19 protein-coding genes are annotated in these 20,326 nt (G+C 65.2%); 7 read left to right on the top strand and 12 right to left on the bottom strand.

Annotated features, from left to right (window positions below; translation table 11 throughout):
• Positions 1-147: 147 nt before the first annotated feature.
• A complete protein-coding gene (glnA, locus tag J2X62_RS11875; RefSeq protein WP_032368128.1) occupies positions 148-1,584 on the bottom strand; it encodes a type I glutamate--ammonia ligase in 1,437 nt (478 codons plus the stop codon).
• A gap of 167 nt (positions 1,585-1,751) precedes the next feature.
• Here glnA and J2X62_RS11870 point away from each other — a divergent pair, with 167 nt between their 5' ends.
• Complete coding sequence (locus J2X62_RS11870) at positions 1,752-2,216, top strand: RDD family protein (RefSeq protein ID WP_032368127.1); 465 nt, start codon at positions 1,752-1,754, stop codon at positions 2,214-2,216.
• A 37-nt stretch (positions 2,217-2,253) separates the two neighbouring features.
• Here J2X62_RS11870 and J2X62_RS11865 read toward each other — a convergent pair whose 3' ends face one another.
• From J2X62_RS11865 to sucB, 5 genes are all read right to left on the bottom strand, one after another.
• Positions 2,254-3,009, bottom strand: coding sequence for a DUF4191 domain-containing protein (locus tag J2X62_RS11865; RefSeq protein WP_027497404.1), 756 nt, complete (start codon positions 3,007-3,009; stop codon positions 2,254-2,256).
• A 61-nt stretch (positions 3,010-3,070) separates the two neighbouring features.
• Positions 3,071-4,084 carry a lipoyl synthase gene (lipA, locus tag J2X62_RS11860; RefSeq protein ID WP_310180756.1) on the bottom strand — a complete coding sequence of 338 codons (1,014 nt, stop codon included), beginning with the start codon at positions 4,082-4,084 and terminating at the stop codon, positions 3,071-3,073.
• 10 nt (positions 4,085-4,094) lie between these two features.
• A complete protein-coding gene (gene lipB, locus J2X62_RS11855; protein WP_032370282.1) occupies positions 4,095-4,886 on the bottom strand; it encodes a lipoyl(octanoyl) transferase LipB in 792 nt (263 codons plus the stop codon).
• Between the two features lie 21 nt (positions 4,887-4,907).
• Complete coding sequence (locus J2X62_RS11850) at positions 4,908-5,798, bottom strand: TIGR01777 family oxidoreductase (protein ID WP_310180754.1); 891 nt, start codon at positions 5,796-5,798, stop codon at positions 4,908-4,910.
• A 149-nt stretch (positions 5,799-5,947) separates the two neighbouring features.
• Positions 5,948-7,741, bottom strand: a complete 1,794-nt coding sequence (gene sucB, locus J2X62_RS11845; RefSeq protein ID WP_032387845.1) for a 2-oxoglutarate dehydrogenase, E2 component, dihydrolipoamide succinyltransferase — start codon at positions 7,739-7,741, stop codon at positions 5,948-5,950.
• A 378-nt stretch (positions 7,742-8,119) separates the two neighbouring features.
• On the opposite strand from sucB, the gene J2X62_RS11840 reads away from it, so the two are divergent.
• Complete coding sequence (locus tag J2X62_RS11840; protein ID WP_032368429.1) at positions 8,120-8,461, top strand: hypothetical protein; 342 nt, start codon at positions 8,120-8,122, stop codon at positions 8,459-8,461.
• Positions 8,462-8,509: 48 nt separating this feature from the next.
• Here J2X62_RS11840 and J2X62_RS11835 read toward each other — a convergent pair whose 3' ends face one another.
• Positions 8,510-10,033 (bottom strand): leucyl aminopeptidase, encoded by a 1,524-nt coding sequence (locus tag J2X62_RS11835; protein ID WP_032368123.1) that lies wholly within the window; start codon positions 10,031-10,033, stop codon positions 8,510-8,512.
• A 129-nt stretch (positions 10,034-10,162) separates the two neighbouring features.
• On the opposite strand from J2X62_RS11835, the gene gcvT reads away from it, so the two are divergent.
• Positions 10,163-11,263 (top strand): glycine cleavage system aminomethyltransferase GcvT, encoded by a 1,101-nt coding sequence (gcvT, locus tag J2X62_RS11830; protein ID WP_167326678.1) that lies wholly within the window; start codon positions 10,163-10,165, stop codon positions 11,261-11,263.
• 41 nt (positions 11,264-11,304) lie between these two features.
• On the top strand, positions 11,305-12,408 hold the full coding sequence (locus tag J2X62_RS11825; RefSeq protein ID WP_283549360.1) for a branched-chain amino acid aminotransferase: 1,104 nt from the start codon (positions 11,305-11,307) through the stop codon (positions 12,406-12,408).
• Here J2X62_RS11825 and J2X62_RS11820 read toward each other — a convergent pair whose 3' ends face one another.
• The 4 genes from J2X62_RS11820 to J2X62_RS11805 are packed head-to-tail and all read right to left on the bottom strand — an operon-like array spanning position 12,409 to position 15,486.
• A complete protein-coding gene (locus J2X62_RS11820) occupies positions 12,409-13,170 on the bottom strand; it encodes an adenosylcobinamide-GDP ribazoletransferase (protein ID WP_094652568.1) in 762 nt (253 codons plus the stop codon).
• Positions 13,171-13,172: 2 nt separating this feature from the next.
• A complete protein-coding gene (cobT, locus tag J2X62_RS11815; protein ID WP_206498158.1) occupies positions 13,173-14,255 on the bottom strand; it encodes a nicotinate-nucleotide--dimethylbenzimidazole phosphoribosyltransferase in 1,083 nt (360 codons plus the stop codon).
• Complete coding sequence (gene cobU / locus J2X62_RS11810; protein WP_032387842.1) at positions 14,252-14,821, bottom strand: bifunctional adenosylcobinamide kinase/adenosylcobinamide-phosphate guanylyltransferase; 570 nt, start codon at positions 14,819-14,821, stop codon at positions 14,252-14,254. The genes cobT and cobU overlap by 4 nt, the downstream gene beginning before the upstream one ends.
• 5 nt (positions 14,822-14,826) lie before the next feature.
• Positions 14,827-15,486, bottom strand: a complete 660-nt coding sequence (locus J2X62_RS11805) for a DUF3043 domain-containing protein (RefSeq protein ID WP_027497392.1) — start codon at positions 15,484-15,486, stop codon at positions 14,827-14,829.
• Between the two features lie 100 nt (positions 15,487-15,586).
• Between J2X62_RS11805 and J2X62_RS11800 the strand changes: the two genes are divergently transcribed.
• The 3 genes from J2X62_RS11800 to J2X62_RS11790 all read left to right on the top strand — a co-directional run bounded on the left by J2X62_RS11800 (position 15,587) and on the right by J2X62_RS11790 (position 18,170).
• Positions 15,587-16,666, top strand: a complete 1,080-nt coding sequence (locus tag J2X62_RS11800; RefSeq protein WP_206498157.1) for a glycerate kinase — start codon at positions 15,587-15,589, stop codon at positions 16,664-16,666.
• Positions 16,667-16,726: 60 nt separating this feature from the next.
• Positions 16,727-17,092, top strand: coding sequence for an iron-sulfur cluster assembly accessory protein (locus tag J2X62_RS11795; protein WP_027497390.1), 366 nt, complete (start codon positions 16,727-16,729; stop codon positions 17,090-17,092).
• Positions 17,093-17,195: 103 nt separating this feature from the next.
• The gene (locus tag J2X62_RS11790) at positions 17,196-18,170 is read left to right on the top strand and encodes a carbohydrate kinase family protein (protein WP_027497389.1); all 975 of its coding nucleotides are present in this window, start codon (positions 17,196-17,198) and stop codon (positions 18,168-18,170) included.
• Between the two features lie 90 nt (positions 18,171-18,260).
• Here the strand turns inward: J2X62_RS11790 and asnB are convergent, their stop codons facing one another.
• A complete protein-coding gene (gene asnB / locus J2X62_RS11785; protein WP_310180735.1) occupies positions 18,261-20,189 on the bottom strand; it encodes an asparagine synthase (glutamine-hydrolyzing) in 1,929 nt (642 codons plus the stop codon).
• Between the last annotated feature and the right edge of the window lie 137 nt (positions 20,190-20,326).

Genomic DNA, 20,326 nt, shown 5'->3' with positions numbered 1-20,326 from the left:
TTCAAACGTCAGGTGAACCCTTTTGCAGCGAAACGACGAAATGGCTTCGGCGACAAGCCCATTCGAACCGCGAACGCCCGACCGGGTCAGCCCGGTCGGGCGTTCGTGGACTATCGACGGGTCACCGACGAAAGATGACCCGAGAACTCACACGTCGTAGTAGAGCGAGAACTCGTACGGGTGCGGACGCAGGTTGACCGGAGCGATCTCCTGCTCACGCTTGAGCGAGATCCACGTCTCGATGAGGTCGGTGGTGAAGACGCCACCCTCGGTGAGGTAGTCGTGGTCGGCCTCGAGACGGTCGATGACCGCGTTGAGCGAGGTGGGTGCCTGAGGAATGTTCTTGGCTTCCTCGGGCGGCAACTCGTAGAGGTCCTTGTCGACCGGAGCCATCGGCTCGATCTTGTTCTTGATTCCGTCCAGGCCCGCCATCATCTGAGCGGCGAAGTTCAGGTAAGGGTTGCCCGAGGAGTCCGGCGCGCGGAACTCGAGGCGCTTGGCCTTCGGGTTGTTACCGGTGATCGGGATACGCACTGCCGCAGAGCGGTTGCGCTGGCTGTAGACCAGGTTGATGGGGGCTTCGTAGCCCGGCACCAGGCGGTGGTACGAGTTGATCGTCGGGTTCGTGAAGGCCAACAGCGACGGAGCGTGGTGCAGAATGCCGCCGATGTAGTGACGTGCCAGATCGGACAGTCCGGCGTATCCGGCCTCGTCGTGGAAGAGGGGCTTACCGTCCTTCCACAGCGACTGGTGCACGTGCATGCCCGAGCCGTTGTCGCCGAACAGTGGCTTCGGCATGAAGGTTGCCGACTTGCCGTTCTGCCAGGCGGTGTTCTTGACGATGTACTTGAACAGCTGCAGATCGTCCGCCGCGCGGAGCAGCGTGTTGAACTTGTAGTTGATCTCCTGCTGACCGCCGGTGCCGACCTCGTGGTGGGCACGCTCGAGCTCGAAGCCTGCGTTCTGCAGGTTGGTCGAGATCTGGTCGCGCAGGTCGACGTAGTGGTCGTACGGCGCGACGGGGAAGTAGCCGCCCTTGAAGCGAACCTTGTAGCCGAGGTTGGGGCTGCCATCGGCTTCGGTCTCGGCTCCGGTGTTCCACCAACCCGAGGACGAGTCGACCTCGTAGAACGCACCGTTGGCCTGCGAATCGAAGCGAACCGAATCGAAGATGTAGAACTCGGCCTCGGCACCGAAGTACGCGGTGTCGGCGATGCCGGTGCTGGCCAAGTACTCCTCGGCCTTACGAGCAACGTTGCGCGGATCGCGGCTGTAGGCCTCACGCGTGAACGGGTCGTGGACGAAGAAGTCGATGTTCAGCGTCTTGGCGTTGCGGAACGGGTCGACCTGAGCGGTGGCGTAGTCCGGCAGCAGGATCATGTCGGACTCGTGGATCGACTGGAAGCCGCGGACGGACGAGCCGTCGAACGCGAGGCCGTCTTCCAGGGTGTCGGCCGTGAAGGCCTTGGCAGCAATGGAGAAGTGCTGCTGCGCACCCGGCAGATCGGTGAACCGGATGTCGACGTATTCGATTCCTTCATCTGCGATGAACTTGATGACCTCTTGGGCCGTGGAAAACGCCACGCTTTTGCTCCTTAGTTGAGTCCGTCGAACTGACGGTATGGACTCGGTGTTGCCCGCCCGTCAAGCTCGTGTTTCGCCCGTGTTACACGTCGTGGTTCACGGTTGGCACGAACAACAGTACGTCCACCCGTTTTTCCGTGTGCCCGACCGCGCCTATCCTGGGAATCATGGCACGAATGACAGGGTCCTGGTTGTCCGGACCGGCGGCCGCGAACCCACGACCGCCGCAGAACTTCCGTGGGGAACAACTCGGTCTGCCCGCGCAGGGCGTCGGCGCACTCGCCGGAACCGGTCGTAGAGTCCTGGCGTTGCTGCTGGACTGGACGATGGCCACCGGTGTGGCGTCGCTGATTCTCGGCGGTTACACCACCAGCGGACTGATCTCGACGATCGTGCTGGCCGTGTGGTTCGTCGTAGGAATCGCGAGCGTCTCGCTGTTCTCGTTCACCCCGGGGCAGTTCATCGTGGGAGTGCAGGTGGGACGCATCGACGCCCATGCGCGAGTCGGTTTCGTCCGGGCATTGGTGCGGCAGCTCATTCTGCTGTTCGTCGTCCCGGCCGTGATCACCGACATGGACGGCCGGGGAATGCACGACCGCGCAACGGGAACAGCCCTGCTGCGGACCCGCTGAGGGGTCGACGCACCAGGGCTGTCGGTCGAAATACGGGTCAGCGACGCTTCATGGTCCGCTGAACGCCCTTCATCTTGGCCCCACCGGGAATCGGTCCCTTGGGCATTGCCGGGCCACCCTTGGTGCCCAACGCGGCCAGCCGGGACTCGATGGTGTCCATCCGCTTGCCGTCGATGTTCTTCGGCAGCTTCGACAGATACTTCTGCAGACCCGACAGTGGAATCTGGTTCTCCCCGTTGCCGACGATGATGTCGTAGATCGGAGTATCGCCCACCAGCCGGGCGGTCTTCTTCTTCTCCTGGGCCAGCAGGGTCTTCACACGCTGCGGCGCACCCTCGGCCACGAGTATCACTCCGGGCTTCCCGATCACCCGGTGCACGGCGTCGAGATGAGTGGTGCCTGCGATCGCATTGGTGACACGCCACGATCCCTGAAGATTGTCCAGGGCCCACGCCGCAGCACCGGCCTGACCGTCAGCCTTCTTGTACACGGACTTCTGAACCCGCCGGCCGAAGATGATAAACGCGACCAGCACGCCCAACAGGAGACCGATGGGGAGAAGGAACCACTGGAAGCCGAAGGCCAGACCGATCAGGAAGCCGATCAGCCCGAGACCGACCACCGCTCCGATCATGAGCGGAAGGAGAGCCTTGTCGTCCTTACGCTGCATCTGGAACGCCTGCCACAACTGGCTGCGCCGTTCCTTCGATGCCTGCTTGCGGGCTGCCTTGGCAGCCGCCTTTGCTTCCTTGCTGGGCTTTGCCGCTTTGCCAGCTTTACTGCCGTTCGCCATACCTCACAGGATACGGCCTGTGCCGACGCTCACGTGCATCGCGCCACGTCGAGTGGAGCGATCAGCGAGGAGCCAGCCGAGCCATCAACGAGCTGGCCTCCTGAGAAGCTTCGCCGCCGTCGGTGAGGTGGCTCATGCTCTCGGGCAGTTCGCGACCGTGGTGTGCCATGGCCTGCGCGTAGAGGCGTCCGGCGCGGTACGAGGAGCGGACCAATGGGCCGGCCAGCACGCCGGCAAACCCGACCTCGGTGGCGTAGTCGGAGTGCTCGACGAACTCCTCCGGCTTGACCCACCGCTCGACGGGGTGGTGCCGCGGTGACGGTCGCAGGTACTGGGTGATCGTCAGAATGTCGCAGCCCGCCTCGTGCAGGTCGCGAATCGCTTCCTGGACTTCCTCGGGAGTCTCGCCCATGCCGAGAATGAGATTCGACTTGGTGACCAGACCGTCGTCACGCGCTGCGGTGATGACGTCCATCGACCGCTGGTACCGGAATGCGGGACGGATGCGCTTGAAGATGCGCGGCACGGTCTCGACGTTGTGGGCCAACACCTCCGGGCGGGAGGAGAACACCTCGACCAGCTGATCGGGCTTGGCGTTGAAGTCGGGGATCAGCAGCTCGACGCCGGTGTTGGGGTTGAGCTTCTTGATGTACCGGACGGTCTCTGCGTAGAGCCACGCACCACCGTCTTCGAGGTCGTCGCGGGCGACACCGGTGATCGTGGAGTAGCGCAGGCCCATGGCCTGCACACTCTCCGCCACGCGGCGAGGCTCGTCACGATCGAGATCCTCGGGCTTGCCGGTATCGATCTGGCAGAAATCGCATCGACGGGTGCATTGTTCGCCGCCGATGAGGAAGGTCGCCTCGCGATCTTCCCAGCATTCGTAGATATTCGGGCAGCCGGCTTCCTCGCACACCGTGTGCAGACCCTCACGCTTCACAAGACCTTTGAGCTCGGTGTATTCCGGGCCCATCTTGGCTTTGGTCTTGATCCAGCTGGGTTTGCGTTCGATGGGGGTCTCCGCATTTCGGATCTCGAGGCGGAGCAGCTTGCGTCCTTCTGGGGCCACAGTCACGCCAGCAATGCTACGCGCCGAACCGAACCGTGGTGAATTGCGGGTTCACCGTCGCGGTGGTGATCTCCGGGTGCTCGAGCTCGTGCTCTCTGACCGGCATCGATCCGTCCAACGCGGCCAGAACTGCCGTCGTGACCGACTCGAGTACCTCGGCGACCGGGACGTCTCGCCCCAGCTCGAGCGACAGCGACGTCACACCGGCGTCGGCGATTCCGCACGGCACGATCGCGTCGAAACCCGTCATCGCCGAATTGCAGTTGAGGGAGAAGCCGTGCAGGGTCACGCCGCGCTGAACTCGCACGCCGATGGCCGCGATCTTGCGTTCGGGTAGAAGCACGCCGTCGCGAACCTCGGACGCGAGCCACACCCCGGACCTGCCGTCCACCCGCCCGCACGCAATGCCGTGATCGGACACCACGGAAATCAGCGCTTCCTCGATCCGGCGGACGTACTTGACGACATCGATCGGCTGCGCCAGCGCGACGATGGGGTAGCCGACCAGTTGACCCGGCCCGTGCCAGGTGATCTTGCCGCCGCGGTCCACCTCGACCACAGGGGTACCGTCGCGCGGCATGTCTTCTTCCGAGGTGCGCCGCCCCGCGGTGTACACGGAAGGGTGCTCGAGCAACAGCAACGTGTCCGGGCCCCGATTGTCGGCGCGGGCGTCGGCCAGTTCCCGCTGGAGAGCCCACGCCTGGGTGTACTCGACGGTGCCCAGCTCTCGCACGACGACCGGTTCGCTGCTGGCCCGGGCCGAGTCGGTGCCGGTGGCCGGAATCGACGGGGCGTTCACGTCACTCATGAACCGAGACGCTACGCCGGGTCATGAGCCGACAGCCACCCGCAGTGCCTCGCCCACGGTGTTGTGCTCGAAGGTGTAGCCCGCGTCCTCGAGTGCCCTGGGAATGGCTCGCGGCCCGGTCAGGATCGCCTCCTCGGCAAATTCACCGATGACCGCTTTCAGGGCGAATCCGGGCACCACCCACGGGGCCGGACGATGCACCGCTCGCGACATCGCGCTGTTGAACTGGGCGTTGGTCACCGGAGTCGGCCCCACCATGTTGACCGGTCCGCGCAGCGAGTCGTTCTCGATACCGTGCACGATGGCACCGATTTCGTCTTCCAACGAAATCCACGGGAAGTACTGGCGGCCACTGCCCAATCGACCACCGAGCGCGAACAGGTACAGCGGGCGCAGCTTGCCCAGCATGCCGCCGCGCTGCGACAGGACCACACCGCTGCGCAACAGAATCGTGCGAACACCTGCCTCCGACGCCGCAGCCGTGGCGTTCTCCCAATCGCGGCACACCTCGGCGAGAAATCCGTCTCCTACCGGAGCGGTCTCGTCGACCACGCGGTCGCCGGTGTCACCGTAGAAATTGACGCCGCTGGCATTGATCAGGGTGGGGACACCCGCGTCGGCCGCAGCCGACGCGATCACCTCGGTGGGCGCTATGCGACTGTCGCGTACCAGTTGTTTGTACGCACCGGACCATCTCTTGTCGCCGATACCGACACCACACAGATTGACGACCGCATCGGCACCGGCCAGCACAGCGGGGTCGATACTGCCGTGCGACGGGTCCCACTGCGACTCGTCCGGTCCCGCCGGTGAACGTCTGACCAGTCTGGTGACGTCGTGGCTGCGGCCGCGCAGAGCTGCAACGAGAGCTGTGCCGATCAAGCCTGATGAACCTGCAATGACTACGCGCATGTGAACGAAAGCCTCCTTGACGCACTCCGGGGCACCATTCGCGAACGAATGATGCCCCGGATGCTCTGTCCGTGCCCCTGGTGAACGAGACCCCGATGCGAATGTTTCGCGCTCCTACGAGAATACGTGGCGCGACACTCGCCGGTTGTCTACAGACCCAGATCGGCCTCGAACGATGCCACTTCGAGACGCTGCTTGATGGTCGTCAGGAAGCGTCCTGCGTCGGCTCCGTCCACCAACCGGTGGTCGTAGGTGAGCGGCAGGTAGCACATCGAGCGAACACCGATCGACTCGTTGCCCGAGTCGTCCTTGACGACGACGGGACGCTTGACGATTGCACCCGTACCCAGCATGGCCGCCTGCGGCGGAACCAGGATCGGGGTGTCGAACAGCGCGCCCTGGCTGCCGATGTTGGTGATCGTGAACGTGCCACCGGACAGCTCGTCGGGCTTGAGCCCACCCGAACGGGCGCGAGTGGCGATGTCGTTGATCGCGCGTGCCAGTCCGGCCAGCGACAGGTCGCCGGCATTGTGGATGACGGGGGAGAGCAGGCCCTGCTCGGTGTCCACCGCGATACCCAGGTGGACATCGGCGTGGTACGTGATCTCCTTCGCGTCCTCGTTGATGCTGGCGTTGACGTTCGGGTGAGCCTTGAGTGCTTCCACGACCGCCTTCGCGAAGAACGGCAGGTACGTCAGGTTGACGCCCTCGTTCTCGGCGAACTTCGCCTTCGCCTTGGTGCGCAGGCCGGCGATCTTCGTCACGTCGACCTCGAAGGTCTGCGTCAGCTGAGCAGAAGTCTGCAGCGACTCACGCGTCTTCTTCGCGGTGATCTGACGAATTCGGTTGATCTTCTGCGTGGTGCCGCGCAGGTGTGCGAGCTCGGGACGAACTCCCGCGGTCGCCGGTGCTGCGGGCTTCGACGCTGCGGCGGGTGCCGCGGCCTCGGCCGGAGCAGCGGGAGCCTTCTTGGCCTCGGCTGCAGCGAGAACGTCCTGCTTGCGGATGCGTCCACCCACGCCGGTGCCCTTGACGGACGACAGATCGACGTCGTTGTCCGACGCCAACTTGCGGACCAGAGGAGTGACGTACGGGCTCGAATCGCCCGACGGTGCCGATTCCTTGGCGGGAGCGGCCTTGGGAGCCTCCTGCTTCGGTTCGGGCTTCGGCTCGGCCTTGGGAGCTTCCTTCTTGGGGGCTTCCTGCTTCGGCTCGGGCTTCGGCTCTTCCTTGGGCTCCTCGGCCTTCGGGGCCTCGGGCTCCGGAGTTGCCTCGGGCTCGGGGGCCTTCTCGGCAGGGGAGCCGGAGCCGATGACTGCGAGCTGGCCGCCGACGGCCACGGTGTCGTCTTCCTCGGCGGAGATCTCGAGCAGGGTGCCTGCGACCGGAGACGGAATCTCGGTGTCGACCTTGTCCGTGGACACCTCGAGAAGCGGCTCGTCCACTGCAACCTCGTCGCCGACGGCCTTGAGCCAGCGAGTCACGGTGCCCTCGGTGACGGACTCACCCAATTCGGGCATCGTCACCGGGGTGCCGGATCCGGACGAGTCCGAGGAGCTGGAAGAGGCACTTGCTGCGGGAGCTTCCTGCTCGGCCTGCGGCTCGGGCTCGGCTGCGGGAGTGGGCTCCTCGGCAGGCTCCTCCGGTGCCGACTCCTCGGCGGGAGCGGCGTCCTCGGCCGGCGCGTCGGACGAGGAAGACTCGTCCGCGTCACCGATCTGAGCGAGCTCGCCACCGATCTCGACGGTGTCGTCTTCCTGAGCGACGATCTTGGTGAGAACACCGGCAGCAGGCGACGGGATCTCGGTATCGACCTTGTCCGTGGAGACTTCGAGCAATGGCTCGTCGACTTCGACGGTGTCGCCTTCTTGTTTGAGCCACCTCGTGACAGTTCCCTCGGTGACACTCTCACCGAGAGCTGGCATCTGGACGGAGAAGGCCATGTCTGTTGACTCCTCGACAGTTGTATGCGGGTGATGTAGTTCTTACGACTTGTGGTCGCAGACCATTGTGCTGGCGGAACAGGGTTCATGGACGAGAGTTGGGTGATTCGGTTCGACGGAGGCACCGGTGCGATCGACACTCACCGAGCACGTTCGGCTCGATCCAGCGCCCACGTCGACACTCCCTCTCGGCAACTCACTTACTCACTTCACGAGCCTTGGTTCACAATCAAGAGAGCTGAACCCTCTAATGTCATCCTTCCATTGATGTCGCCTCGCCGTTCCCCTAGGGCGTGCAACACGCCTGTCGAACTGGTGGGTAACAAAGATCCGGCACCGAAACTCGGACTTCGCCGGCCGTACGAAAGAGGAGTTCGCGTGGGATTGTTCGATCGATTCAAGTCGAGCGGCGGGGGCGCGAAACGGGCACCCGAAGGCTCGGTTGCCCAGTACCTGGCCGATTGGACCTCGGCGCGAATCGGCGTCGAGGCCTATGTGGAACCGAAAACGACGGTCACGCCGCTGACGGTGGTTCTGGTCGCGAACGACGGTGAGTGGACGCGTCGACCGCTCGATGAAAAATATGTACGAAAGATCGGATCGGACCTGAAGATTCCGGTGTACGACGTCCGCAAGACGGGCTATCCGCAGCGGATGCGTGATCACGACGCTCGGCAGAAGATCGTTCGGCAGCGCGAACAACAGCAGCGCGACAGCTGACACCGTCCGTGCGCGAGGGCATGGGCCTCGCGCACGGACGGGAGACGATCAACCGTTGTCGGCGATGTCCTCGAGAACCGCGAACATGGTTCGGACCGGAACCCCGGTGCCGCCCTTGCCGGTGTAGCCGAACGGACCACCGGTGTTGTATGCCGGGCCGGCAACGTCGATGTGAGCCCATTCCACGCCGTCGGCGACGAATTCCTTCAAGAACAGAGCAGCGGCGAGCATGCCACCTGCTCGACCGTTGGTGACGTTCGCGAGATCTGCGATCTTGGAGTCGAGTTCGCGGCGAATCTCCTTCGGCAACGGCATGGCCCATCCGTTCTCGCCGATCGCCTGCGAGATTGCTGCGACGCGGTCGCGGAAGTCGTCGGTACCCATCACGCCGGGAGTCCTGTTGCCGAGTGCGACGACCTGAGCGCCCGTCAGCGTCGCGGTGTCGATCAGGTAGTCCGGATCGTCCTCGCAGGCCCGCACGATCGCGTCGGCGAGCACCAAGCGGCCCTCGGCGTCGGTATTGATCACCTCGACGGTGATGCCGCCGTACTGGGTGAGCACATCGCCGGGGCGCTGAGCGGTGCCCGACGGCATGTTCTCCGCCATCGGGACGGTGGCGATGACGTCGAGCGGCAGACCGACCTTGGCGGCGAGCACCACCGTGGCGATGACCGCTGCCGCACCGCCCATGTCCGAGGTCATGTTCTCCATGCCGGCAGCAGGCTTGATGGAGATGCCGCCGGTGTCGAACGTGATTCCCTTACCGACGAGGGCAACCTTCTTCGCGCCGCGCTTGCCTCCCGAGTGCGTCAGGCGCACGAGCCGAGGCAGTCGGGACGATCCCTTGCCCACTCCGTGAATGCCGCCGTAGCCACCCTTCTCGAGGGCTTTGTCGTCGAGAATCTCGACCTCGAGGCCGGCCGCCTTGCCCAGCGCCTTGGCCTGAGCCGCGAACTCCTCCGGGTAGAGATGGCTGGGCGGAGTGTTGACGAAATCCCTTGCGACAGCCACTGATTCGGCTATCGCGATCGACCTCTCCAATTCTCGCTTGGCATCCTTGGAGCGAGTGTCGGGCACCAACAACTCGATGCGAGTCACCGGAAGCGCAGACGGCTTCGGTGCCGAGAGAGCCGACTTGAACTCGGCGAACTGGTACGCGCCGAGGAAGAAGCCCTCGGCAGCCGCACCCAGATCGAGCGCCGAGAGCGTCGTGGCCGCCGTCTCGACACCGGACAGCGCGCGAGCCGCGGTGCCGGCCGAGTGACGAATGCGTTCACTGTCGATGTCGGCGGCGTTGCCGAGGCCCACGGCCAACACACTCGCCACGGCCAGACCGGCCGGAGCCGGAATACGCACTACTTCGTCGGCCTTGCCGGTGGCACCGACGGCTTCGAACGCGTCGAGCAATTCGGTGGCGATCGCATCGTCGGAAATGTCGTCGGTGATGGAGAGTTCGAGGCCGTCGTCACTCGTGCTCAATGCGACGACGAGTACGTCGACTTTCTTACCGAGCTTGCCCGCGAGAACCAGGTCGGGTCCGAGAGTGCGGGTGAGCGTCGAGGGGGAAGGCACGTGGCTGCTCCTGTAGGGGTTGACGTGTATGTCCCTCGATCCTAATGACGGTCGGCGGCGTCGACGATCGAGGGACGTACCGGGGCGACCGACCTGAGACGCTCCGCGAGGTGAGCTAGCGTGGCCGCCATGACCGACACCGAGTTGATCGAAGGACCACTCCACGCCGTGCACACCGAACTCGGCGCGACGTTCGCACCGTTCGGTGGATGGACCATGCCGGTCTCGTACGCCGGCGTCGTCGTCGAGCACACGGCAGTGCGTGAAACGGTGGGTCTGTTCGACGTCGGCCACCTCGGCAAGGCGTCGGTGACCGGCCCCGGGGCCGCCGCATTCGTGAACTCCGTCCTCACCAACGACCTGGCCAGGATCGAACCGGGCAAAGCGCAATACACGCTGTGCTGCACCGAGTCCGGTGGCGTCGTCGACGACCTGATCGCCTACTTCGTCTCCGACGAGGACGTGTTTCTGGTACCCAATGCTGCGAACACGGCAGCTGTGGTCGACGCGATGGCTGCCGCTGCCCCCGCCGGGGTCTCGGTGGTGAACCGGCACCGCGAGTTCGGAGTGCTGGCCGTGCAGGGGCCGAAGGCGTCCGAGGTTCTGCAGGAACTGGGTCTACCGACCGATATGGACTACATGGCATTCGAGGATGCCACCTGGAACTCGCTGCCTGTCCGGGTCTGCCGCACGGGTTACACCGGCGAACAGGGCTACGAGCTGATCCCGTCTGCCGACGACGTGAAACCGTTGTTCCTGGCGCTGCTGGCTGCGGTGCGGTCTCGGGACGGTCAGGTGTGCGGGCTCGGAGCGCGCGACACGCTGCGCACCGAAATGGGGTACCCGCTGCACGGACACGAACTGGCGCAGGACATCTCGCCCCTCGAAGCACGATGCGGCTGGGCGATCGGGTGGAACAAGGACTCGTTCTGGGGCAAGGACGCATTGACCGCCCAGAAAGCAGACGGTCCGGCACGAATTCTGCGCGGGCTCAAAGCTCTCGATCGCGGCGTTCTACGCCCCGGTCTCACGGTGCGCGCGTCGGGACGCGATCTCGGAACGACGACTTCCGGCACTTTCTCGCCCACTCTCAAGGTCGGTATCGCCCTTGCACTCCTCGACGCGCAGGCCGCTCCCGCGGTGGGTTCGGAGGTCGAGGTCGACGTTCGGGGCCGCGCCCTGCGCTGCGAAGTGGTCGCACCGCCGTTCGTCCTCGCCAAGACCAGGTGACCGCGTGAGACCGCCACGAACCCCACGATAGGATTCCCGGCATGACAGGTGTTTCCGAATTCACGTACGTGCAGCATCCTTCGCCCGCAACCTCCGCGGCGCGTGACGCGGTACTTGCTGCGCCCGGATTCGGAAAGCACTTCACCGACCACATGGTCAGCATCGACTACACCCGCGACGGCGGCTGGCACGATGCGAGAATCACTCCGTACGGTCCGATCGAGCTCGACCCCGCGGCGATGGTTCTGCACTACGGCCAAGCGATCTTCGAGGGCCTGAAGGTCTACCGCCAGCCCAACGGCGATTTGTCCACGTTCCGGGTGCAGTCCAACGCCGAACGATTCCGTACCTCGGCCAAGCGGCTCGCCATGCCCGAGATGCCGGACGAGTTGTTCATCGGCTCTATCGAGAAGCTGCTCGAGCTCGATCACGAGTGGGTCCCGGCGGCGGGCGGTGAGGACGCGCTCTATCTGCGGCCCTACATGTTCTCCACCGAAGCCGGTCTGGGTGTGCGCCCCGCCGACGCGTATCGCTACATGCTGATCGCCTCACCCGCAGGCGCGTACTTCCCACGGGGCGTCAAACCGGTGAGCGTGTGGTTGTCCACCGAATACGTCCGGGCAGCACCGGGTGGCACCGGTGCCGCGAAGTTCGCAGGCAACTACGCCGCCTCCCTCCTCGCGCAGGCGCAGGCCAGCGACGAGGGCTGCGATCAGGTGGTCTGGCTCGACGCCACCGAGCGCCGCTACGTCGAGGAGATGGGCGGCATGAACCTGTTCTTCGTCTTCGGCTCGGGTTCCGACGCTCGGCTGGTGACGCCCTCGCTGTCCGGATCGCTGCTTCCCGGAATCACGCGCGACTCGCTGTTGGCCTTGGCGACGGACTCCGGCATCCCCGTCGAAGAACGACGGATCTCCACCGACGAGTGGCGCAAGGGTGCCGAAGCGGGCGAGATCACCGAGGTGTTCGCTTGCGGCACAGCAGCTGTCATCACCCCGGTGGGCAGCGTCAAATCCACCGACGGTTCTTTCGAGATCGCAGGCGGAGAACCCGGTGAGATCACGCTCGCACTGCGAGACACCCTCACCGGCATCCAGCGCGGCACCTTCGCCGATACCCACGGCTGGATGACCAGGCTCCGCTGATCAGCTGCCGATCAACAGGCCCACCGCGGCCGACGCCGTGGTGGTCTCGATTGCGGCACCGAGAACATCGCCCGAGAGGCCACCGAAGCGTCGGACGCAGTGTCGAACGGCAAACACCGACAGTGTCAGGACCGCGACGACGACCAGCGGCCCTTGCCAGGGTCGATCGGGTTGCGCGAAGACCGACGCAGCTGCTGCCGCAATCACCCACAGCGTCAGGACGGCGTTGGACTGCGTTCCGGCCACGAGCGCACCGAAGCCGCCCGACGTCGATGCGTCGATTCCCTTGCGGCAGGCCAGGACTGCCGCCACCCGGGCAGTCACCGCAACCACGACGACAGCCCACCACAGTCGCTCCTGCGCGAGTTGACCCAGACTCGCGGCCTGAATCGCCGACGTCAGAGCGATGGCCGCCACCCCGAACGGTCCGGCACTACCGGACTTCATGACCTCGCGCGCACGTTCGGGCGGGCCGTAACAGCCGAGCCCATCGGCGGTGTCGGCCAACCCGTCGATGTGCATCCCGCGCGTCAGCAGCGCGGCGGCGGCAACGGCGATGAGGCCGCACAGGATTGCCGACAACCCGGCAACCGTCGTCGCCCACAGCAGTGCCGCACACACGCACCCGAGGACGAGACCGACCAGGGGAGCGTGCGCTATCGCGCGACCGGCGCGGACCCTGTCGACCTGCGACGGTCCACGCACGGGCAGCACCGTCAACCACGAGAACGCGAGCACCAGACCCTCGGCCCGCAGCCTCACGGTCAGCGGACTTCGGGGTCGCCGGTGCTGACGCCGGCGTCGGCGAACGTCGCCATCGAATTCAACGTGTCGACTCCTGCACGAACGAGCGGCAACGCCGCCAACGCGCCGGAGCCTTCACCGAGTCGCATCGACAGCTCCACCAACGGCTCGAGTCGCAAGTGCCGCAAGGCAAGTGAATGGGCGGGCTCGGCCGAACGATGCCCGGCGACCCACCAGGCGCTGGCACCGGCCGCACCGTCCTCCGCCACCAGTGCTGCTGCTGTGACGACGAGACCGTCCAGGATCACCGGGGTACGCCGATGCGCCGCCTGCGCGAGGAAGCCGGCGAGGGCAGCGATGTCGGCGCCACCGGCCACCCGCAGCAGGTCGCTGGGATTCTTGGCGACCGGCCGAGCCCGCCGCATCGCGTCCCGGATCGCAGCGGTCTTCCTGATCCACCCGGCGTCGTCGATTCCGGTGCCGCGGCCGACGGCAGCGACCGGTTCGGTATCGGTGAGGGTGGCGATCAATACGGTTGCGGGCGTGGTGTTTCCGATGCCCATGTCGCCTGCGACGAGAAGGTCCGCACCGGCGTCGACCTCCTCGTCCGCGATGGCAGCGCCGGCGGCGACGGCGGCGCGCACCTCGTCCTCGCTCAGTGCGTCCTCGCGGTCGATGGAACCACTCGAGCGCCGAATCTTGAAGGCGGACACCGACGGATCGGTGTCGGCGTCGACAGCGATGTCGACCACCCGAACAGTGGCCCCGGCGATGGTCGCGAGGACGTTGACCGCAGCACCGCCCGCGCGAATGTTCTCGACCATCTGCGCCGTGACCTCGGGCGGGTAGGCGGACACTCCATGAGCGGCGACGCCGTGGTCGCCGGCGAAGACGACGACACGGACGCGCTCGAAGGACTTCGGCGGACTGACATCTTGGCAGGCGGCGATCCACTCGCCGAGCGTCTCGAGACGGCCGAGGCTACCGGCCGGCTTGGTCAACCGACCTTGCCGCTCGGCAGCTTCGTACCGCGCGGAATCGGACGGCGAGGGCACCGGTCGAAACGGTGATGGTGCCGGAATCTCGTCCACAGGAGTTGTCACACTGGGCCTTTCGCGGTCAGGGAATCCGCCGGTGGTTCTTTGAGGGTCAGCGCGAGGCCCGCGACGACCAGCAGAACCCTGTCACACACGTGCGCGAGACGCGCATTGAGGACACCGAGCTCGTCACGGAACAGTCGACCCGAACGCGACTCGGGAACCACGGACATGCCGACCTCGGGGCTGACGATCACGAGAGTCGACCTGCAGTCCGAGACCGCCGCGACCAAGTCGTCCACGGCCGGAGCGATCGTCCCGCGAGGCAGGTCCCAGGCCGCTGCGTCGTCGAGCATTCCCGTCAGCCAAGTGCCCAGATCGTCGACCATCGTGGTGCCGCCCCAGCGCTGAGCCACCACCGCCGCCAGCCCGGTGACGGTTTCGACCGTGGTCCACTCAGGCGGACGCGACGCACGATGGAGTTCGATGCGCTGCTGCCAGTCTTCGTCGGACGCATCGCGCTGTCCGGTCGCGACGTAACGGACCGGGCGGGTCGTGACCAACGATTCCGCGTGCGCGGACTTACCGGATCTGGCTCCGCCGAGGACGAGCGTTCGAGACGGCACGGCCACCGACGTCAGACGGCCTCGCCGGCGCTCACTCGCGGCTTGGGGGCACGCATCTTCCGAATCTGCGACGCCCGTACGAAGGCGTACCAGCCGATCTTGAAGCCGCCGTCGGGAGTGTCGGGGAACCGGACGCGAATGCGGTTGTTGATCATCTTGCCGAGATAGATGCCCTCGCCGACCATGAACAGCATCATCACGAACATGCCGAGAGTGACGTACTGCTGTACCTGCGGCTGCAGGAACAGCGCAAAGATGAGAATGAGAGCGAGCGGCATGAACAAGCCGACAAGATTGCGCCGCGCATCGACGATGTCGCGAACGTAGGCACGCACCGGGCCCTTGTCACGAGGCAGCAGATACTTGTCGTCGCCCGCAAGCATGCGCGCCCGACGCTCCGCAGCTGCTGCACGCCGTTCGTTCGAGGCAGCCTTACGGTCTTCCTTGCTGCCTTTGTTCGCCTTGCGGCGCTCTCGTGCCTCTTTGCTCGTCAGGGGAGCCGGAGCGACCGGCCCGCGGCGGCGGGCCTCGGCGTCACGGCGCTTGGGGGTCGGTCGGCCTTTGCCGAGAGACACCGGCGAGGTCGCCTCGCCGGCGGACACAGTCGACTCGGGCTCGTTCGAGTCCTGTCCGTCCGAATTGTCAGAGTTTCCACGGCGTAGCAGCTTCACACAACCAGAGTATGGGATGAGCGGAGGTACTCGAACACCGGCCAGGTCAGCGGCGCAGCACCGGATGCTGTTCGGGTACCGCGGTCCTACACTTCCGAGAATGCGAGTGATGATTGCGCCGGACTCCTTCGGGGACACCCTGACTGCCGCAGATGCAGCCGCCGCCATTGCCAGAGGATGGGCGGGCGTCCGGAGCGGTGACGAGCTGGAACTGGCACCCCAATCCGACGGTGGACCGGGGTTCGTCGAGGTACTGGCCTCGCGCATCGGCACAGTCCACGTCGCCGACGTGGACGGACCGCTCGGGACGCCGGTGCAGGCCCGCTGGCTGCTCGACGGCACGGTGGCGTACATCGAATCTGCTCAGGCCTGCGGGCTGCACCTCGTCGACGGTCCACTGACTCCGCAGTCGGCATTGAAGGCGAACAGCTACGGCGTCGGACAGCTGCTGAGCGAGGCGTTGAACAGTGGCGCCACGTCGATCGTCGTCGGACTCGGCGGGAGCAGTTGCACCGACGGTGGACGAGCGATGATCCGCGCACTCGGCGGGCTGGGGTCGGCAATCGAACGGTTCTCGGGAATCGACCTCGTCGCCGCGTCGGACGTGGAGAACCCCCTGCTCGGCGATGCCGGTGCTGCTCGGGTGTTCGGGCCGCAGAAGGGCGCCGACACCGAGACGGTCGAGCGACTCGAAGAACTGAACGCCGACTGGGCTGCCGTTCTGTCGGCTGCGGGCCACGATGTGGCAGACCGTCCCGGTGCGGGTGCCGCGGGCGGGATGGGGGCGGCCCTGTTCGCGCTCGGTGGCAGGCAGGTGCCGGGTGCTGCCGTCGTGGCGGAACGAACCGGTCAGCGGGAACTCCTGGACTCCGTCGACCTTGTGCTGACCGGCGAGGGAAAGTTCGATTCGCAGTCGCTGCGAGGCAAGTTGGTGACCAGAATCGCCGCTGCAGGCGGTGCCACCGGAATCGAGACCGTGGTGCTCGCCGGCCAGGTGACGTTGAGCAAGGACGACTTGGCGTCGGCCGGTATCTCGGCCGCTCACTCGATCAGCGAGTTCGCCGGGTCTGTGGAGGTGGCCATGACCGATGCGGCCAATCAGCTCGAGAAGCTGGCCGCGCACGTGGCGAGCAGTGCTGTTGCCGGGCCCTCGAACAGGGGCGGCGCGCGCAAGGAATAGAGCAACCCGGAGTACGGTTGAGTTTGTTCACGGGTTTGGTACGACTGATAGGGAGAGCCCATGACCGTTTCGAATGAGACCACAACGACCGAAACCACGGCGCACAAGGTCACCATGACGGAGACCGCTTCGGCCAAGGCCAAGGCGTTGCTGGATCAAGAGGGCCGCGACGACCTCGCGCTGCGCATTGCTGTACAGCCCGGTGGGTGTGCAGGACTGCGTTATCAGCTCTTCTTCGACGACCGAAGCCTCGACGGCGACCTCGCGGTCGACTTCGGCGGCGTCACCCTCGCAGTCGACCGGATGAGCGCTCCCTACGTGGAGGGTGCATCCATCGACTTCGTGGACACGATCGAGAAGCAGGGCTTCACGATCGACAACCCGAACGCGACCGGATCGTGCGCGTGCGGCGACTCGTTCAACTGAGCTGACTTGCTCTCGACTGTGACCGATACACGTATTCGTGTATCGGTCACAGTCGTGTCTGCTCGTCGGTCATCCAGAACTTCACTCCGAAAGGCCCTTCTTCGTGACTCTCGCGGTATCCGGCTCGATTGCAACCGACCATCTGATGCGATTCCCCGGTCGGTTCGCCGAGCAGATCGTCGCCGATCAGCTCGCGAACATTTCGCTGAGCTTCCTGGTGGACGACCTGGTCATCCGTAAGGGGGGAGTGGGCGGAAACATCGCCTACGCACTCGGGGTCCTCGGCGGCTCTCCGCTCCTCGTCGGAGCCGTGGGGCCGGACTTCGCCGAGTATCGGACCTGGCTCGAAGAGCACGGAGTCGACTGCAGTGGCGTCAGCGTGTCCGCCACCGCGCACACAGCACGGTTCGTCTGCACCACCGACGAGGACATGGCGCAGATCGCGTCGTTCTATCCCGGTGCCATGAGCGAAGCCCGCGACATCTCCATCGACGCGCTGGCCGCACAGCACAAGCTCGATCTCGTCCTGATCGGGGCCAACGATCCGGATGCGATGACCGCCCACACGGACCAGTGCCGCGCAGCAGGTGTTCCCTTTGCCGCCGACCCGTCCCAGCAACTCGCGCGACTCGACGCCGCACAGGCCACCGACCTGATCGACGGGGCGGCCTACCTGTTCACCAACGAATACGAATGGGCACTGCTCAAGCAGAAGACCGGGATGTCCGACGCCGATATCGCGGACAAGGTGGACCTGCGGGTCACCACGCTGGGCAAGCGGGGCGTGGATATCGTCGAAAAGGGCGGGAAGCATACCCACATCGGTGTCGTGCCCGAGACGAGCAAGGTCGATCCCACCGGAGTGGGCGACGGGTTCCGTGCCGGGTTCCTCACCGGCCACCTCGCCGGAGCGAGCATCGAACGAGCTGCTCAACTCGGTTCTCTGGTTGCCGTGCTGGTCCTCGAGACCACCGGAACGCAGGAATGGAGTCTGAACCGCGACGACGCGATCAAGCGCCTGAGCGCGGCGTACGGTGCCGAAGCCGGCGAGGAGATCGGCGCGCTGCTGCCCGCCTGAGATCGGCTCCCCCCAGCGGGATCAATGCGGCTTTGTTGCAATCTGAGCGACTGAAATCCACATTGATCCCGGGGAAGACGGGTGTACCAGTCAGATGTTGACCGGGTACTCCGGCTCGGCGATCTCCGGCACGATGCGCTTCTCCACGAAGATCCCGTGCCACACCATGAAGATGAGCAGCGTCCACAGGCGACGGCTGTGATCCGATTTGCCTGCCCGATGGTCGTCGAGCATGGCGACGATGGCGGCCTTGTTCAGAAGGTGATCGGTCTGTGACTCGGCGATCTGCTGGTGAGCCCAGTCGAAGAGTTCGGTACCGCGCAGCCAGTGGCGCAGTGGCACCGGAAAACCGAGCTTGGCGCGGTGCAGAACATGACCGGGAACGATGCCTTCCAGCGCCTGGCGCAGCGCGTATTTGGTAGTGCTCTTGGTGATCTTCTGCTCCAGTGGCAACTTCTCTGCCACGCGATAGACCTCGGAATCGAGGAACGGGACGCGCAGCTCGAGCGAGTTCGCCATGGTGATCTTGTCGGCCTTGACCAGAATGTCGCCACGAAGCCAGGTGAACAGGTCCAAATGCTGCATACGAGCCACGGGATCCCACCCCTGCGACTGCGCGTAGATGGGCGCGGTGACGTCCTGATGCGTCCACTCCGAACGGAACTCACGCAGCACCGATCGCAACTGCGCGTCGTTGAAGCTGCGTGCGTTGCCGTAGTAGCGCTCCTCGAGGGTCATCGATCCTCGGTGCAGCAAGCTCTTGCCGCGCGTGCCTTCGGGAATGCGCTCGCTCAACGATCCGGCTGCGCGGCGTAGAAATGCGGGTAGAGACTCGAACGGCTTCAACGACAGCGGCTCGCGGTAGATGGTGTAGCCGCCGAACAGTTCGTCCGCACCCTCTCCGGACAGCACGACCTTGACGTGTTTGCGAGCTTCTTTGGCGACGAAGTAGAGCGGTACGAGCGCCGGATCGGCCACCGGGTCGTCCAGGTACCAGACGATCTCGGGAATGGACGCCGCGAACTCTTCCGGTCCGACCACTTTCACGATGTGCCGAGCACCTATCGCGGCTGCCGACTCCGCTGCAACGTCGACCTCGGAGTAACCCTCGCGCTCGAAGCCGGTCGTGAAGGTGATCAAGTTCGGATTGTGTCGAATCGCCAGTGCCGCGATGGCTGTGGAATCGATGCCGCCCGAGAGGAAGGAACCGACGGTCACGTCGGCTCGCATGTGCTTGGCGACCGAATCTTCGAGCGCCTCGGCAATCTCCTGGTAGCGAGCCTTCTCGCTGCCGGGAGCGAAGGGCTTCACCGGGAACGTCGGTGTGAAGTATCGGGTGATCTTCGGCGGCTTACCGGGGGAGAGGGTGGCGTAGCAACCCGACTCGAGCCGCCTGATCCCCGCGTGCAGCGTCTCCGGTTCGGGGACGTACTGCAGCACGGTGTAGTGCTCGATGGCCCGCGGGTCGAGGTCGAGATCGACGCCCAGCAGCTCCATCAGTTCGAGAACGCTCTTCTTCTCACTGCCGAACGCGGTTCCACCCGGGCCCGTGGCGTAGAACAACGGCTTGATGCCGAAGGGATCGCGCGCGATGAACATCTCGCGAGTCTCGGTGTCCCAGATGGCGAAGGCGAACATTCCTCGCAGACGTTGCACGGCGGAAGCGCCCCAGTAGTGAAATGCCGCGACGATCGACTCGCTGTCACCTTCGGTGGCGAATTCTGCACCGTGATCGCGCGCGAGCTCCGCACGCAATTCGAGGTAGTTGTAGATCTCGCCGTTGAACACCAACGCGTACCGGTCGGGTGAACCCGGAGGTCCCCACCGCATCGGCTGATGCGAGTGTTCGATGTCGATGAACGAGAGTCGATTGAAGCCGTATACGACGTCGTCGTCGTGCCAGGTGCCACCGGGCTCGTCCGGGCCTCGATGGCGCATGCAGTGAGTCGCCGAGCTCACCAGCTCGACGCCGGCGGCGGTCGTTCCGTGAGATGTCAGTACTCCGAGCAGTCCACACACAGCGTCTGCTACCTCTTCTCGCAGTTGGGGACAATGCCGGGGGCCGGATCTCCGCGTGTCGTCAGCGGGACGGTCGATCAGCAACCGAGTATGCCGCAGACACGCTCGAACCTAGGTAACGACCCAAGGGTGGCTCC

The organism is Rhodococcus sp. 3258 (assembly GCF_031456475.1).
Lineage (GTDB): Bacteria > Actinomycetota > Actinomycetes > Mycobacteriales > Mycobacteriaceae > Rhodococcoides > Rhodococcoides fascians.
This window is presented reverse-complemented; position numbering and strand designations above follow the sequence as displayed.